General features: G+C 58.9%; 14 protein-coding genes. 6 read left to right on the top strand and 8 right to left on the bottom strand.

Annotated elements, in window-relative coordinates:
- Positions 1-214: 214 nt before the first annotated feature.
- A complete protein-coding gene (locus BV034_RS13325) occupies positions 215-1,102 on the bottom strand; it encodes a fatty acid desaturase family protein (protein WP_050027500.1) in 888 nt (295 codons plus the stop codon).
- A gap of 310 nt (positions 1,103-1,412) precedes the next feature.
- Between BV034_RS13325 and BV034_RS13320 the strand changes: the two genes are divergently transcribed.
- From BV034_RS13320 to BV034_RS13310, 3 genes are all read left to right on the top strand, one after another.
- On the top strand, positions 1,413-1,931 hold the full coding sequence (locus BV034_RS13320; RefSeq protein ID WP_050027499.1) for a hypothetical protein: 519 nt from the start codon (positions 1,413-1,415) through the stop codon (positions 1,929-1,931).
- A 52-nt stretch (positions 1,932-1,983) separates the two neighbouring features.
- On the top strand, positions 1,984-2,310 hold the full coding sequence (locus tag BV034_RS13315) for a PEP-CTERM sorting domain-containing protein (RefSeq protein ID WP_265592961.1): 327 nt from the start codon (positions 1,984-1,986) through the stop codon (positions 2,308-2,310).
- Between the two features lie 132 nt (positions 2,311-2,442).
- Positions 2,443-2,697: a hypothetical protein gene (locus BV034_RS13310; protein ID WP_050027497.1), complete on the top strand. Its 255-nt coding sequence runs from the start codon at positions 2,443-2,445 to the stop codon at positions 2,695-2,697.
- A 146-nt stretch (positions 2,698-2,843) separates the two neighbouring features.
- Here the strand turns inward: BV034_RS13310 and BV034_RS13305 are convergent, their stop codons facing one another.
- Both BV034_RS13305 and BV034_RS13300 read right to left on the bottom strand, forming a co-directional pair.
- Complete coding sequence (locus tag BV034_RS13305; protein ID WP_050027496.1) at positions 2,844-3,644, bottom strand: hypothetical protein; 801 nt, start codon at positions 3,642-3,644, stop codon at positions 2,844-2,846.
- Positions 3,645-3,757: 113 nt separating this feature from the next.
- On the bottom strand, positions 3,758-4,090 hold the full coding sequence (locus BV034_RS13300) for an iron-sulfur cluster assembly accessory protein (RefSeq protein WP_050027495.1): 333 nt from the start codon (positions 4,088-4,090) through the stop codon (positions 3,758-3,760).
- Positions 4,091-4,225: 135 nt separating this feature from the next.
- On the opposite strand from BV034_RS13300, the gene mutL reads away from it, so the two are divergent.
- The gene (gene mutL, locus BV034_RS13295) at positions 4,226-6,169 is read left to right on the top strand and encodes a DNA mismatch repair endonuclease MutL (RefSeq protein WP_050027494.1); all 1,944 of its coding nucleotides are present in this window, start codon (positions 4,226-4,228) and stop codon (positions 6,167-6,169) included.
- Positions 6,170-6,901: 732 nt separating this feature from the next.
- Here mutL and BV034_RS13290 read toward each other — a convergent pair.
- From BV034_RS13290 to blaOXA, 5 genes are all read right to left on the bottom strand, one after another.
- A complete protein-coding gene (locus tag BV034_RS13290) occupies positions 6,902-7,363 on the bottom strand; it encodes a hypothetical protein (RefSeq protein ID WP_050027493.1) in 462 nt (153 codons plus the stop codon).
- A gap of 55 nt (positions 7,364-7,418) precedes the next feature.
- Positions 7,419-8,009 (bottom strand): sigma-70 family RNA polymerase sigma factor, encoded by a 591-nt coding sequence (locus BV034_RS13285; protein ID WP_156345590.1) that lies wholly within the window; start codon positions 8,007-8,009, stop codon positions 7,419-7,421.
- Positions 8,010-8,090: 81 nt separating this feature from the next.
- On the bottom strand, positions 8,091-8,462 hold the full coding sequence (locus tag BV034_RS13280; RefSeq protein ID WP_050027492.1) for a dihydroneopterin aldolase: 372 nt from the start codon (positions 8,460-8,462) through the stop codon (positions 8,091-8,093).
- 15 nt (positions 8,463-8,477) lie between these two features.
- Positions 8,478-9,560, bottom strand: a complete 1,083-nt coding sequence (locus BV034_RS34715) for an NUDIX domain-containing protein (RefSeq protein WP_081887784.1) — start codon at positions 9,558-9,560, stop codon at positions 8,478-8,480.
- Between the two features lie 104 nt (positions 9,561-9,664).
- Complete coding sequence (gene blaOXA, locus BV034_RS13270; RefSeq protein WP_081887783.1) at positions 9,665-10,537, bottom strand: class D beta-lactamase; 873 nt, start codon at positions 10,535-10,537, stop codon at positions 9,665-9,667.
- Between the two features lie 606 nt (positions 10,538-11,143).
- On the opposite strand from blaOXA, the gene BV034_RS13265 reads away from it, so the two are divergent.
- Positions 11,144-12,577 carry a Mur ligase family protein gene (locus BV034_RS13265; protein WP_050027491.1) on the top strand — a complete coding sequence of 478 codons (1,434 nt, stop codon included), beginning with the start codon at positions 11,144-11,146 and terminating at the stop codon, positions 12,575-12,577.
- 11 nt (positions 12,578-12,588) lie between these two features.
- Positions 12,589-13,827: a glycosyltransferase gene (locus BV034_RS13260; RefSeq protein ID WP_050027490.1), complete on the top strand. Its 1,239-nt coding sequence runs from the start codon at positions 12,589-12,591 to the stop codon at positions 13,825-13,827.
- The last annotated feature ends 9 nt before the right edge of the window (positions 13,828-13,836 follow it).

The following is a 13,836-nucleotide window of genomic DNA, read 5'->3' as shown; positions in this document are numbered from 1 at the left end:
CGAGGGGGCGGCTGGTTGAGACGGGCTTCGCCCTGGTTGAGACGCTTCGCTGGTTCAGGAATGACTATGCGGTCGGCTCCCAGACGAACGCCCCCGTCCCGGAGGGACGCTGGAATGTAGCCGGTGGTGCCAACCACCGGTTACCGATCGATAATGCATTTGCGTCCCGGAGGGACGCCGGATCTCACGGCTGCCCCCCCAATCGCGCAATCGCCTACGTCGCTGGAAACAGATCCCCCAAAGGCGTCACAGGCCGGGACTCCTCCACCTTCCGCAAGGCAGGGAGATTGTAATAAGGCACCTGCGGAAACTTGTGATGCTCGTAGTGGCAAAACGTGTTGTGGGGAAAGAAAAGGAACTTGCCCAGCCAGCCGGGGGAATCGGGATCCCAGCCGGGCGAGAACCGATGGGATGTCTCCTTGCCGCGGGGCTCGATCCCCACATGCTCCGTCCAGGTCCGGATCCGGAAGACGGCCCAGAAACCAGCCACGATGGACCAGATCCAAAGATAGAAGACCCACAGCGAATCCAGCCAAAAGGTAAGCGCAAAGAACGCCGCATACATCCCCAGAGGGCCCAAGATGCGCCACGGTTGCTTGTACGGGAAAATGGCCTTGAGAAACTTGAAGAGATCGTAGAGGCCGAAGCCCAGGAGGTCCGTCACGAAGTAGCGCCATACCCGCCGCCAGGTCACGGGCTTGTCATAGGGCGAATCCGACCGGTAGGAATCCAGCTCTGGATCATGGTCGGTACCCAAATGACGGTGATGCTCGAAATGCCAGGGCCGGTAGCCTTTCTCAATGACGATGAAGAGCGGCCATGCCACCAGGGTCTCGCCCAGGAATTCGTTGAGCCACTTCGTCTTGAACGCCACACGATGGGTGGCGTCATGCACCAGGAGCCCGAGAGCCTGGATGCGGGCGCCGATGATCAATGCGGCGACAGGTGCAAAGAAGATGGAATCGATCCAGGCGTAAGCGAAGAACGTGGCCACGATCGTGGCCCAGTCCAAGAGCATGTCTCCCACCCACACGTGGGGACGCACCTTGTACAACTCCGCCGGAAGATTCCGCTCATACGTAGGGGTTGCGGGGGCACTCATAACATCAGGCACGCTGATGCCTTGATGGCTGATTCAACAGGAATTCATGACCACTCAGACATTCAGGTTCGCCAAACATCTAACCACTTTTCGAAGTTTAATTCAAATTACAATTATTGTGACTATTGGATTATCCATACTATAGTATTTTTTATCGTTCTACTCATTGAATGGCAAAAAAAATACTGCGGGACTACTCCCATCTAAACGGTTCGCTTAGTTCACTCGGCGGACCCGGCCCTACGGAGAGAACCAATAGAAGTCATAGGGTTGCCGGGAGGAAGGCAGTTTCGGTACCCTTGTCGGAATCATGCGTGCCTTCCGATGCCTCCCCCTCGTCGCGGCGCTTTTTGTTGGCCCTGCCCTGCCCCTTGCTCACGCGGTCACCATCGTAAGCGACGGCTTTGAAACGACCACCCACCCCACAGGAGACCGGACGATCGCCAGCAGTCCAGGCGCGGCCTTCTACACACGTGCGGTTACCGGGTCTTCCACCCTGGCCATTGCCAATGACGCCACGTTCGCCTCCAATGTGCTGGCGTTTGACGATACCAATGGCGACGGCCAAAGCGAGGGCATCGTCGCCCCTCTCGGGACTTCAATCAGCCTGGACAATAATGGCGACTACCTCACCCTAAGCTTCTCCTTCCGCTACACGAACAACGCCTCTGCGGGAGCCAACAACGCCAACTTCCGCTTTGGACTTTTCAATTCTCAAAGCACGGCCGTCACTGCAGACAATCAGGTCGAGAGCGTCAATGACGTGGGTTACTATGTACAAGTGGGAAGCGGGGGCTCGGTCGCTGCGACCAACAACATCTTTTTTTGAGGAGACGGGCGGCACCGCTCCGATCTTGGGCGGCACGGACCGGAGCAACAAGGTGGCATCCAACACGGGCTTCGGCATCAATGACAATGCCATTCACACGGCATCCCTCACCGTCACCCGCACATCCTCCACTGTAATGGGCCTGTCCCTCACCGTTGACGGCACCACCATCACCGCCTCGGACACCTCCACCTTGATCACCAGCTTTGACGAGATTGCTTTCGCCAACGGCTTCAGCACCACAGGGCTGGACTTTCTGCTCGACAGCGTGGTGGTCACCTCCAGCGTTCCAGAGCCGTCCCTCGTCAGTCTCAGCGTCCTCGCGCTCAGCTGTTTGGTTCTCTGTCGCCGACGCTCCTCAACACGAGTGAGCTGCTGAGGAATTCGACTGGCAGGACGCGATGCGAGCTAAAGAAGCGGCCAACAAGAACCGGCACGGTTCTTCTACGATGCAGAAGCCCGTCACGAAGCCATACACGCGGGCGGGATCGGAATTTCGATGTCCCTGTGTATGAATCCGAGCCATGAACATGCGCCTCTGGTGGCCCTGACTGACGAAGAAGCGGCCCAAACGATGATCAGCGAAGGCGGACCGCCGTACCGCTCAGCAGTGAGTCAGGGGCACGAGCATTCTCTCAGCCACGATGTCGCAGGCCGCCTCCGCCAGCAGGCTGAGGCCCAGTTTTACGCCCATCCCCTGAAAACCATGCTGATCGCTTTTAGCGTAGGCGTAGTCATCGGCGCCGCCGCCCGACGGGCCAGTTGAGGCTGGGCAGCGCAGGCTGGCAGCCTGCTGCATCGCTGATTGGCAATCGACCTGGCCGCACCACCGGGCGAGAGTGGCACCGCAAAAGCAAAGGGCGGAACCTCCCGGTTCCGCCCTCGCAAATTAGTGAAGCCGTCCGGCGATACCTACTTCAATCCGGACTGAGCAGCCACCTTGGTGGAAGCACCTGCTTTGCTCTCATCAAACGAGGTGATTGGCAGAGCAGCGGCCACATTCAGCACTGTGGGAGGCACGAGCTCAACCTTTTGCTGATCGCCCACTGCGAACTCGCCGTACGCAATCGGAACCACCGTGGCGCAAAGGCCATCGGTCGCGTAGTTGCGCTCCACGTGGATGACGCTGCCAAAGGTGGTCTTGTTGTCCAAGGCGATGCTGTCACCCTCATGGTAGGGAGCGGCATCAATACCAGCACCGGGAAACAGAAACTCCACTTCCACATCTTCCAATTCGGTCGAGCGAAGGCGGACAATCCAGCCCTGGTCCACAAAATCGCCAGCAGCCAGAGCGCGAGCGCTCACCACGATGTAGTTGCCTTTCACGTACACCGGGCTCTCCTCGGAGTAGTTCAGGATGTAAGAGCGCTTGAGCAGATCATTGACCACCTGAAGCTGCTCCGGGTTGTAGTCGTAGTACTTCTTCAGCAGATCGCGGGGGGCGAGAAAATTGCCCTTGGGGATGAGGAGCGGGTCAAACTTCTTGATCGGATCCAGTTTTTCCAACTTGGTCAGAAGCCGATAGTTGAAAGGTTTCTCCGGATACTTGAAAACCATGATGCTGAAGAACCAGCAAAAGGTGGCAAGGCCCAGAAGCAGGGTGATCAGGATCGTCCACCAGAACAGACCGCTATCCTTGCTCTTCTTGGCGTTGTAGCTGCCACCTCCCCCACGGGCACGGTAGTCAGAACCACTGAGAAATTGAGCATTCATGAAATTGGAGTCAGGCAAAAATTGTTAAGAAATCTGTACCATTGGTCTATCTTACCAGCTCTATCACCAATGAGAAAGGCGTTTGTGGGGATTTCTCGTTCACTTTCGACGCCCTAGTTTGTTTTTGGTTCGAAAGAAGATCCACATCCACAGCTTCTTGCGGCATTGGGATTCTCAACTTTGAAACCGGCATCGCTCAGCCCCTCGCTGTAGTCCAGTTGAGAGCCATCGAGGTATTCGAGGCTCTCCGGGTCTACGAACACAGACACCCCTTCCGGGCCAAAAACCCGGTCGGTGGCGCTGGGCGAGTCCAGCTTCATCGCATATTCCCATCCCGCACAGCCCCCTTTTTTCACCATCAGACGGAGGCCCACCCCCGCAGCAGCATTCTGGCTTTCCAAAAGCTCACGCAGATGTTTGACGGCGTTATCAGTGACGGCAATCATGACCAAGGGCAAGCGTCGGCGCGCCATAAAACAGACTCATCGTGAGTAACGGTGGCTTTAGCCACTCTGATGGATGAGCGCGGCGGACGCTGATAAAAGTTACGTAGCAGGCTTTTCATATCTGGCAAGATTCCAATGAGCAAAATTCGCATCCTTTCTGACGCCCTAGCAAGCCAGGTAGCAGCAGGAGAAGTAGTAGAGAGGCCTGCCGCTGTCGTCCGTGAACTGGTGGAGAACAGTCTCGATGCCGGTGCCTCCCATGTAGAGGTGCATGTGCAGCGTGGTGGCACAGCATTGATACGCGTGACGGACAACGGACACGGCATGGATCGCGAAGATACTTTGCTCTGTCTGGAGCGCCATGCCACGAGCAAAATCCGCACGAAAGAAGATCTCGCCGCCATCTACACGTTTGGCTTCCGCGGAGAGGCCATGCCCAGTATTGCCAGCGTCTCGCGCTTCCGTCTTGCAAGCCGACAGCCGGAAGCCCTCTCAGGGACTGAGGTGGAAATCCAAGGGGGCAAGATGATGAGCGTCAAAGACTACGGAGGCGCTCCCGGCACCGTGGTTGAGGCCCGCTCCCTCTTCTTCAATATTCCTGCCCGACGCAAATTTCTGCGCTCTGAGCAGACCGAGTTCTCGCATGTGGAGCAGCAGTTCCGGCTTCATGCCATCGCCAATGCCCACGTCGCCTTCACGCTGGTACGCGATGGCGAAGTCCTCTTCCACCTGCCCGCCACTCAAGATCTGCGTCATCGCATTGAAGGCCTGAGCGGACGGGAAACTGCCCGCCGGCTCATTGAGGTTCAAGCCTTCACTCTAAACGGTGTCACTGTGAGTGGCTTCATCAGCGGCCCAGGCGTAAGCCGGCCCAACCGGCAGATGCAGCTCACGTTCCTGAACGGGCGTCCCGTGGACAGCGCCACGGTCAACTTTGGTCTGCGTGAGGGCTATCACACCAGTCTGATGAAGGGGCAGCACCCCATCACATTCTTGTTCCTCAAGATGGCCCCCGAGGCCTTTGACATCAACGTCCATCCCGCCAAGAAAGAGGTTCGTTTTCACGATGGTCACGGCGTCCGCGAGGCGGTGGTTCAGGCCGTTTCCCGGGCCCTTGCTGGCTCATCCGAGATCTCCACCGGGCACATGCCCATCAGCGCACAACGTGCCGCCCAACCCACCCGGCAACAGGTGCTGGAGCAGATGCCCCCGCTGATTCCCGAGAGCGAACAAAGATCGCTGCGTCGCGACTGGGCAGAACTCCCCACCCGGACGACGCCACCTCCTCCTCAAAGCACCGCTCCAGCTCCGCGAGCGCATGATTTTGGACCGCGTCCCCAGCCTGCCACCGCGACTGATCCGGAGCCAAACACCGCTCCCACTTACCCCATCGAGACTAAGGCCGCAGAGAATCCGTTGCCGGTGGCATCGCCTTCGCAAACGCCTGCCCTTTCGCCTGCACCTCCCCCACCCGGCGCCCCGTCGGAAGTGTCCGCCGACTCCTTCCGCATCCTCGGCGTTCTGCACAAGCTCTACGTGCTCATGGAAAGCAGTGAGGGGCTCGTGCTCATGGACCAGCATGCCGCTCATGAGCGGGTGCTCTTCGAGCAGATGCGCAACGCCATGGAGCAGCAGGGCGTGCCGAGCCAGCGGCTGCTGCTTCCCCTCACCTTGGAGGTGTCACCCCGCGATTTTGACATGATGTCCCGCAGCCTGCCCACGCTGCAAAAGCTGGGGGTGGAGGCTGAGCCCTTTGGGGCCAACGCCTTCAAGGTGGATGCCATGCCCGCCTTCATCCGCACCGATGACCCGCTCGCTCTCTTGCGAGACATCATGGAGGAACTGGCCAGCGCCAGCAGCCGCACCTCCTCCCTGCGGTTGGGAGAGGACATGATCGCCACCACCGTGTGCCGCCACGCGGTAAAAGCCAATGATGATTTACGCGAACCCGAACTGCGAAAGCTCCTCCAGGACCTGTTCACCTGTGAGATGCCTTATTGCTGCCCCCACGGACGCCCCACGCTGATCCAGATCTCCTTTGCCGAACTGGAGCGGAAGTTTGGGCGGCGGGCTCCGTGATTGATGAGCTTCTGGCTGCAGCACAGCCGAGATCGGAAGCCGGAAACTCAACCGAATCCCCCATGGACTCACAACATCTGGCGACGAAGTCGCTGTGGAGTGCGCGCGGGAACCGCCGCTTTCGCTACGCCTTGTGAGGTGCTTGAACCCTTCACCATCCACCGAAGCCAACTTCGCCCTTGCCCCTCCGCTCCACTCAATCGGCCACCTGCTCGACACAGGACTCCCAAAAGCGGTGATACTCACCGCAGTCCCAAAGCGGCTACGCCGCCAGGTGTTGCTGGCGTAGAAACATCTGAAAGCCGACAGGCCTCCGACATCGGAGGCCGGGTGCAGGCCCTCCATACCCAAGATGCACTCCTCCTGGATGCGAAGCATCTTTGGGACTGCGGCGAGAATCGCCGCTTTGGCGGCGCTTGTGAGCTCCTCGTACCGGGAAGTGGGAGCAGGGGCGCGAGGCGATCGTATTGCTCCATGCAGCCGATTAATCAGCAGTCACGCTCGTTGCACCCGGCAGCCGCTGGCGAAAGCGGCGCTTCACGCCGCACTCCACAGCGACTTCGTCGCCAGACTTTGGGTGTCTTTCACAATATGCGGAACAAGCAGCTCCCAACCCGCTTCTCCACAAACGCGGTTAATCGTTGCCAGCCTCCGCAGCACCGCCACAAAACAAGAAAACCCGGACTCAAGTCCGGGTTTCAAGAAACAAAGTTCCAAAGGGGCGAGAGACGACTAGTACTCCACGTCCAGCTTGAAACCGACGGGGCTCACTGCCATCTGATCGTGAGCCACGAGACGCCGCTCACGCTCATCCCCAAAGCCACCCTGATAGTGGCGGGAAAGGAGGTATTGACGCACTTCCTCATCCGAGATGGGGGCAATGTAGGTACCAGCAGGAACTTGCGTGCCACCGTTGTTGGCGAAGGCGCTGCCCCCCTGGCTTGCCGGACGGAGAACGATAGCCGTTCCCAGCATCGCGACTGCCGCCGCTCCAGCCATGGCCCATTTCGGAGCAAACAGACCGTCAAAGTAGGTGGTCACACGCTCCCAAAGCAAACCCCGCGCCGAGTTGTTCAGGAGTTCCGCACGTTGGCGTTGCTGAAACGAGTGAACAAAATCGTCCACAAAATCGGGAGAGGGTTGCTCGTGCCGCTTCAAGCGGATCAGGTTTTGGATGTCTTCGAAGTCGCTCATAGAGTTCCTCTTGGATGCGTCTTATGGGGTGGTGCTCTCCACGATTGCTATCGGTTTACTTGCGGAATTCCTCAAGATAATTCTGAAGCTGTCGGTGGGCATAAAATAGTCTGGAACGCACGGTACCTTCACTCACCCCCAGGATCTTGCTGATGTCAGCATGCTGCAAGCCCTGGATGTCGTATAACGTGACCACTGTGCGATGGTCTTCGGACAGCTTCATCATGGCCTCGTTCAAACGTTTTTGAAGTTCGTGGATGTTTACATCCTTCAGCGGATTTCCCCCTGAAGTGAGCTTGATGAAGTCCGGATCATTTTGGATTCCGTTGTCCACGTCATCCAGGCTCAGCTTGGTGTAGCGACCCCGCTTCTTGAGAAAGTTGAGTGTCATATTGACACTGATCGAGTAGATCCACGTGTAGAACGTGCTCTTCCCCTGGAAGCGCTTCAGCGACCGGTAGGCCTTGGCAAAGATGTCCTGTAGGAGGTCCGCCGTGTCCTCCCGGTTGGAGGTCATGTTGTAAACCAATCCGTACAGCTTGGGCGTGTATTTCCTGACCAGGTCATCGAAAGCGCGCGTATCCCCGTTTTGGGAGCGTTCGACAAGTTCCTGATCGGGATCGGGGTTGAGGGGCCGTTCGGACATGATGCAGACCATGTGGGAGCATGGCGTAGGGCTAGACAAACATGCGGGCGAGCTTGCGCGCAAGTTTTTCTTGTTCAACGGCTATGCCACCCGCTTTGAGCGTCGCATTTTCACCGCGACATGATTGGTTCCAGGAAGGATACGCTTGCGGAGCGTCACTTCGACACAGTCGACCCGGTCGTCCTCCAAAAAGTAAGCGACCAGTTCCGCCGCCAACGTCTCCAGGAGCAACCGGGGACGCCCCGCCGCGAGATCCCGCGCCTGATTGGCCGCCACGGAGTAGTCCAGCGTGCAGGACAGCTCGTCTGTCATGGTGTCGAACCCCCTCGCCATTTCCATGGTGATGTCGGCAGAAAGCACCTGCCAGTTCTCCCTCTCCTCCTCCGGCACGCCGATGCGCACCGGCAGGTCCAGCCCCACTATTTGAATTTGATCCGGATGAATCATGATCATGTTCGAACTTCAACGCTATACCAGTCCGAAGCCATCGCGACGTCGGATCTCTTCCATCAAGATGCGGGTGGGAATGTTCAGGTCTGTCTGCATGGCTTCCTCCCACGGCAGCCACTGGAACGCTTCTGCCTCGTCGTTCAGATGCACCTCCGGCTCTGTCGAGGAGCAAACCGCCAGGTAGTTGAGCAGCAGGAAGTGGGCGCTCCGCTCGAATTCCGGCGGCTCCACACAATCCTGCACCATCACAAACCGGATGCCCGGTTGCAGCTCCAGCGCGGTTTCCTCCAGAATCTCACGGCGCAAGGCTGCCTCACAGGTCTCCCCCCGCTTGATCTTGCCACCCGGGATGCCCCAACGGTGGCTCCACTTGTGGGTTTTGAGCAGAAGCACCCTCCCCTGCTGGTCCAGAATCAACGCCCCGACGGTGGCCAGGGGATGGACCGCTCCATGCCCCGCCGTAGTGGCTGCCTGAACATGCCAGCCCCCCAGGAGCTGCGGCAGGCGCGAAAGGTCCCGCACAAGAATTTCCGGATGCGCCTGCATCAGCACCGTCGTCGACTCATACCCCGTTGCCGTGGCGATGGACAGCACCCCCGCAGCATGCGCCGCCTCCACATCATGCCGCATGTCCCCAATGAAGGCGGTCTCAGCAGGCAGCATCCCCTGTCGCTCCAGTATCTCGTGAATGGCTTCCCGCTTGTCCACCACCCCACAGTACGCGGCCTCGAAGAACTCCCGCACCCCGTTGGCCCCAGCCTGCGCCTCAAAATGTTCCTGGGGAGCACTGCTCAGCAGTACCATGCGACGCCCGGTCGCTGCGGCATATTCCAGGAACGCCCTGGCGTGGGGCAGGAGCGGCACCACCTCGTCGCCTTCTGGGAAATGGCGCAGATACAGCGCTTTGGCCTCCTCCAAGTCCACGTCCGGAAGCACTTCACGATAAAACTCAGTGTAGGGAAGGCGGAAAAGCGCCCGGAAACCCTCGCGATCCAGGGCGGCTTTTCCATAGTGCCCCAAGATGCCATTGGTGGCGGTCAGTACTCCTCCCAAATCGTCTGCAAGGGTGCCGGACCAGTCGAGGAGGAAATTGCGGATCATCAGGGTGATTTAGGGGATGGGGCGGCCATCCTAACGCGACTCAATCCATACTCAAGGTGAAGGCGCAACCAGTACGCCCTTCCAAGCCTCCCCGGCCGCCAGACTCATTCTCCCGGCAGCACCACACCGGCGAGCTTCAGACAGGCCTTCCCGATGATCAGGCGTTTTGCGATATCCGCCTTGCCTGCCATGTCGATGTTCAGGGCAAAGGTGACCACCTTGCCGCTCGTCACCTCTTCCACCCAGCCCACCCACCAGCCAAGATCGGGACCGGGCCGGTAGGCGATGCACCATCCGGTCTTGGCATGCAAAGCCGCGGCGGCAGACTTCTCCAGCACCGTTATTTCCTTCACGGCTGCCACCGCCTGTTTTGAAACTGGCAGGCTTCCCGAGGCCAGCCTGGCAAGAAACTGGGTTTGCTCCAAGGCCGAAATCTTCAATGGACCGCTCAGCCAGAACTGATCCACCACCGGGCCGGCTTCCATGTTGCCATACCGCAGGTCTCGCAGCGCCCCTTGCATCCGCTCCAGGCCAATGCGCCGTGCCAGCTCCTGGTAAACCGCCACGTTGGAGACCTTGATGGCCTCGCGCAGGTTCATATCCTGCTCCCACTCTTTGAAAGGCTGAGGCTTTCCGCCATACGGCAGCACTTCATCGATCCCCTTCACCGCCCCCACATTGAGGCCGATCAACGAGTTGGGAATCTTGAAGGTGGATGCAGGGATGTACTGCTTTCTGGCCCGCTCAGAATCGTTGGTCAGGACCTTGCCGGTGGCGGGGTCAAAGATGACGATCACCCCTTTCACATGCTGTTGCTCAAACGGGACCTTTAGATCCGCCCGGACTTCCACATCGCTCTCGCTGGCGGCCCGGAGCGCAAGGGAACCAGATGCAGCCAGAGCAAGGGCCACGACAGTTCGCCGGGACCAGATTCGTGAAATCCCTGTGGCGATGTCATCGATGTTCTTGTGCTGCATGGTCGGCAACTAAACCACCGCGAACTCGCAGGGCAAACACTACGAGATTTGCTTTCCATCGGACACTATTTATGCCTGCTCTTCGGAGCTCTACTCATTTTCCTTACGTGCAGCAAAGGAAACTACTCCTCCATCGCTGCCCCTTGTACGCAGCTGCGTCATCTCAAAGGGGTATGCCCAGCCGCAAACCTGCGAATTGTTTTTTTCTGTTACACCTTTTGGGTGGATTGCCCCGACATCAGATGGCATGGCAGTTGGCGTCAGTTCAGGGTGTAAGCCGCATTCCCTTAGAGCAGCACAGACCAAAAGACCCATGCTCCATCTCTCAACCAAAATAAGGGAAACAACCTGAATGCTCCCGCCGTGGGCACAGGCCTGCCATCACCAAGGCGGACACATGTCCGTGGTTGTATTTTCTCCAATATCTCATAGGTGGAAAGTCCCGCGTGCCGCCGGCTGTAAAATTCGATTCAGACAAGCAACCATGCGTCACTCATTCTCCGATATTTCTCCCTGCAGGCCCGATGACGGCCCGCTCATCGTTTCGTCACACCTGTCGATGAAAATGGTTATTGTCGAAACCCCAGCGACCTGCCACACTGAAGCATGAGCAACGGCCCGATCTCGTCCATCGATTCGGGAACTCCCCCGTTCCACGCCATCACCGGGCCTGTTCATTTCATAGGCATCTGCGGCAAAGGCATGTCCAGTCTCGCCGTGGCCCTTCATCGCGCCGGAATCCCCATCACCGGTTCGGATGAACCCACCGCCTATGGCGAACCTGTGGCTCTGTTGGAGGCAGAAGGCATATCCTTTCGCCGGGAATTTCACCCTGACCACTTGATCGGCGCGGCCAAGGTGGTGATCAGTCGGCAGTACTCCCGTGGAAACCTGGAGGTGGAGGCGGTGCTCGCGGGACAGATTCCCTACTATTCGTTGCCGCAGTTCCTCCTGGAACACTTCCTTCACGGGAAGAAAAATCTCGTCGTGGCCGGGACCAAGGGCAAAACTACCACAACCACCATGTTGGCATGGATCCTGGAGCAGGAAGGGCTCTCTCCAGGCTATCTCATCGGTGGCGTGCCCAAGAACGTGATGCCGCCGGGGCGCTTCCCAGGACAAGGACTGAATGTCATCGAAGGGGATGACTACGAGACTCTCTTCTGGGATCACAGCCCCAAGTTCGCCTACTACCGACCCTCCACCGTCCTCCTCACCAATGTGTATCCAGACCATCCCGAGTACCATCAAGGGGATGAGTCATCCTTGGGCCACTTCCGCACGCTCATCTGCCAGATGCCAGCCAATGGTCTGCTGCTGACAGGTGACGATGGCCCCCTGACCCGACAGGTGGCTGAAATGGCCCCCTGCAAACGGCAACGGGTGGGATTCGAGGAAAGCGCTGACATTCGAATCTCGAATTGGAACCAGGAGGTGAACGGCATCTACTTCACCTTGGACAGGACCGAATTTTTCTTACCCATCACCGGACGCCACAATGCGTTGAATGCTGCGATGGCAGCCGTTGCAGCCGAACACCACGGGGTGCCCCTGGCGCACTCCGCCACCCATCTCTCCACCTTTCAGGGTGTGCAGGGGCGCCAGGATCTGGTTGGGTCGCGCCGCGGCATCGATCTCTACCGTGATCTGGCTTATCTTCCGGAAAGCCTCCTGCTGGTGCAGGAGAATTTCCGCCTTCGGTATCCTGACCGCCGCCTGGTTCTGCTCTACCAGCCCTTCATCGTGAATGGCCTGCCAGGCAAGGACTCTGAGCTCTCCGTGGCGATGAGCCAGTTTGACCTGGTGCTGCTGGCGGATGTCTTCAAGCCGGTGCTGTGTGCCCCGGTCAATCCAGGCTTTTCTGATACAGTGCATGGCATGCTTGTGGCACGCGCCACTCCCACGCATCGCGTCGGCGCCGTGGAGTCATGGACGCAGTCAGTCCCCCCTCGCCTTGTGCCCGGCGATGTGGTGCTGGCCATCGCCCACCCAAAGGTCCAGCCCCTCCTGGATCACGTTGTTGAAGCATTCGCCCACTGACCGGAGTCCTCATGCGCATTCTCATCACCAACCATTCCCTCTCGGCCCGTGCTGGCACGGAACTGGTGGTTTATGAAATAGCTCGTGCGCTACAACTTCGTGGACACGAGGTGGCCGCATACAGCTCCACCTTGGGTGAGGTCGCCGAGCTGCTGAGCGCCTCCAGCATCCCTGTTCTGACCCAGCCAGATGCCTGCCCTTTCAAGCCAGATCTCATCCACGCCCAGCACCACCTGGATGCCATGACCGCCCTGCTGGCGTTTCCGGAGACTCCTGCAGTCTATCACATCCACGGCGGGGTGCCGTGGGTGGAACGCCCGCCGGTCCACCCTCGCATCCTGCACTACATCTCCATGTGCCAGGATCTGGCTGACAGCACGCGGATCAATCTTGGGTTGGAAGAGGATCAGATCACCACCGTCCCCAACTGGGTGGATACCCATCGATTTCAAGGCACCCGCACTCCCTCCGCCAAACCAGAACGAGCCCTCATGTTCGGCGGCGGTCTCGGGGAGCCGGGAGTGGTGGCGAAACTGCGCCCCGCCTTCGAGCACCATCAGATCCGGCTGGAAACCACGGCCGACTGGACAGAGACAGACCGGCGTACGCCGGAGCTGGCACTCCCACGCTACGATATCGTGCTGGGCTCAGGTCGTTCCGCCCTGGAGGCCATGGCCAGTGGATGTGCCGTGGTTATTGCCAATTACCAAAGCTGCATCGGCTGGGCCCGTGCCGACAATTTCCAGAAGCTGCAGCGTCAGAATTTTTCACCGAAGCGTGCCGATCCGGGCTTTGACGCCTCCATCTTGCAGAGTTGCCTTGCCGCCTATGACCCGGAGGCCGCGAAGGCGGCCACGGAGATAGCTCGCGCGCAATGCCCCCTCAATCAGGCCATCGACCGTCTGTCAGCCCTTCACGAGAAGGTGGTCCACACCTGGCAGCAGCTGCCAATCCGTCACGGTCACGATCTTCTGACGCAGGCAGATGCGGAACGAAAGGCGGCGCTGGTGTACCTCCGCCAGCTCGCCGTGGCCGTACGCGACGTAGAGGCACTTCACGTCACCAACCGCATCCAGCAGAAACAGGTGGAATCGTTTGGCAAGGAGAAGGACAAGCTGGCGGCCGAGATTGGAAGGTTGGAGGCAAAACTCGCCCGCTCAGGGGACGACCTCAATCTGGTGAAAAAACTGCGCAGCCACTGGCTGGGCCGCCTTGCCCTGAGTTGGTGCCGCCGGAGCAACGGGAAATAGTTCCCCTCA

This window comes from Verrucomicrobium sp. BvORR034 (assembly GCF_000739635.1).
GTDB lineage: Bacteria > Verrucomicrobiota > Verrucomicrobiia > Verrucomicrobiales > Verrucomicrobiaceae > Verrucomicrobium.
Note: the sequence above shows the minus strand (reverse complement) of the source record. Positions and strands in the feature narration are given on the sequence as shown.

Excerpts from the sequence above, each read along its gene's own strand:
- BV034_RS13265 (WP_050027491.1), top strand. The coding sequence starts at position 11,144 with ATGAGCAACGGCCCGATCTCGTCCATCGATTCGGGAACTCCCCCGTTC.
- BV034_RS13320 (WP_050027499.1), top strand. The coding sequence starts at position 1,413 with ATGCGTGCCTTCCGATGCCTCCCCCTCGTCGCGGCGCTTTTTGTTGGC.
- BV034_RS13305 (WP_050027496.1), bottom strand. The coding sequence starts at position 3,644 with ATGAATGCTCAATTTCTCAGTGGTTCTGACTACCGTGCCCGTGGGGGA.
- BV034_RS13325 (WP_050027500.1), bottom strand. The coding sequence starts at position 1,102 with ATGAGTGCCCCCGCAACCCCTACGTATGAGCGGAATCTTCCGGCGGAG.
- mutL (WP_050027494.1), top strand. The coding sequence starts at position 4,226 with ATGAGCAAAATTCGCATCCTTTCTGACGCCCTAGCAAGCCAGGTAGCA.
- blaOXA (WP_081887783.1), bottom strand. The coding sequence starts at position 10,537 with ATGCAGCACAAGAACATCGATGACATCGCCACAGGGATTTCACGAATC.
- BV034_RS13260 (WP_050027490.1), top strand. The coding sequence starts at position 12,589 with ATGCGCATTCTCATCACCAACCATTCCCTCTCGGCCCGTGCTGGCACG.
- BV034_RS13300 (WP_050027495.1), bottom strand. The coding sequence starts at position 4,090 with ATGATTGCCGTCACTGATAACGCCGTCAAACATCTGCGTGAGCTTTTG.
- BV034_RS13285 (WP_156345590.1), bottom strand. The coding sequence starts at position 8,009 with ATGTCCGAACGGCCCCTCAACCCCGATCCCGATCAGGAACTTGTCGAA.
- BV034_RS34715 (WP_081887784.1), bottom strand. The coding sequence starts at position 9,560 with ATGATCCGCAATTTCCTCCTCGACTGGTCCGGCACCCTTGCAGACGAT.
- BV034_RS13310 (WP_050027497.1), top strand. The coding sequence starts at position 2,443 with ATGAATCCGAGCCATGAACATGCGCCTCTGGTGGCCCTGACTGACGAA.
- BV034_RS13280 (WP_050027492.1), bottom strand. The coding sequence starts at position 8,462 with ATGATCATGATTCATCCGGATCAAATTCAAATAGTGGGGCTGGACCTG.
- BV034_RS13290 (WP_050027493.1), bottom strand. The coding sequence starts at position 7,363 with ATGAGCGACTTCGAAGACATCCAAAACCTGATCCGCTTGAAGCGGCAC.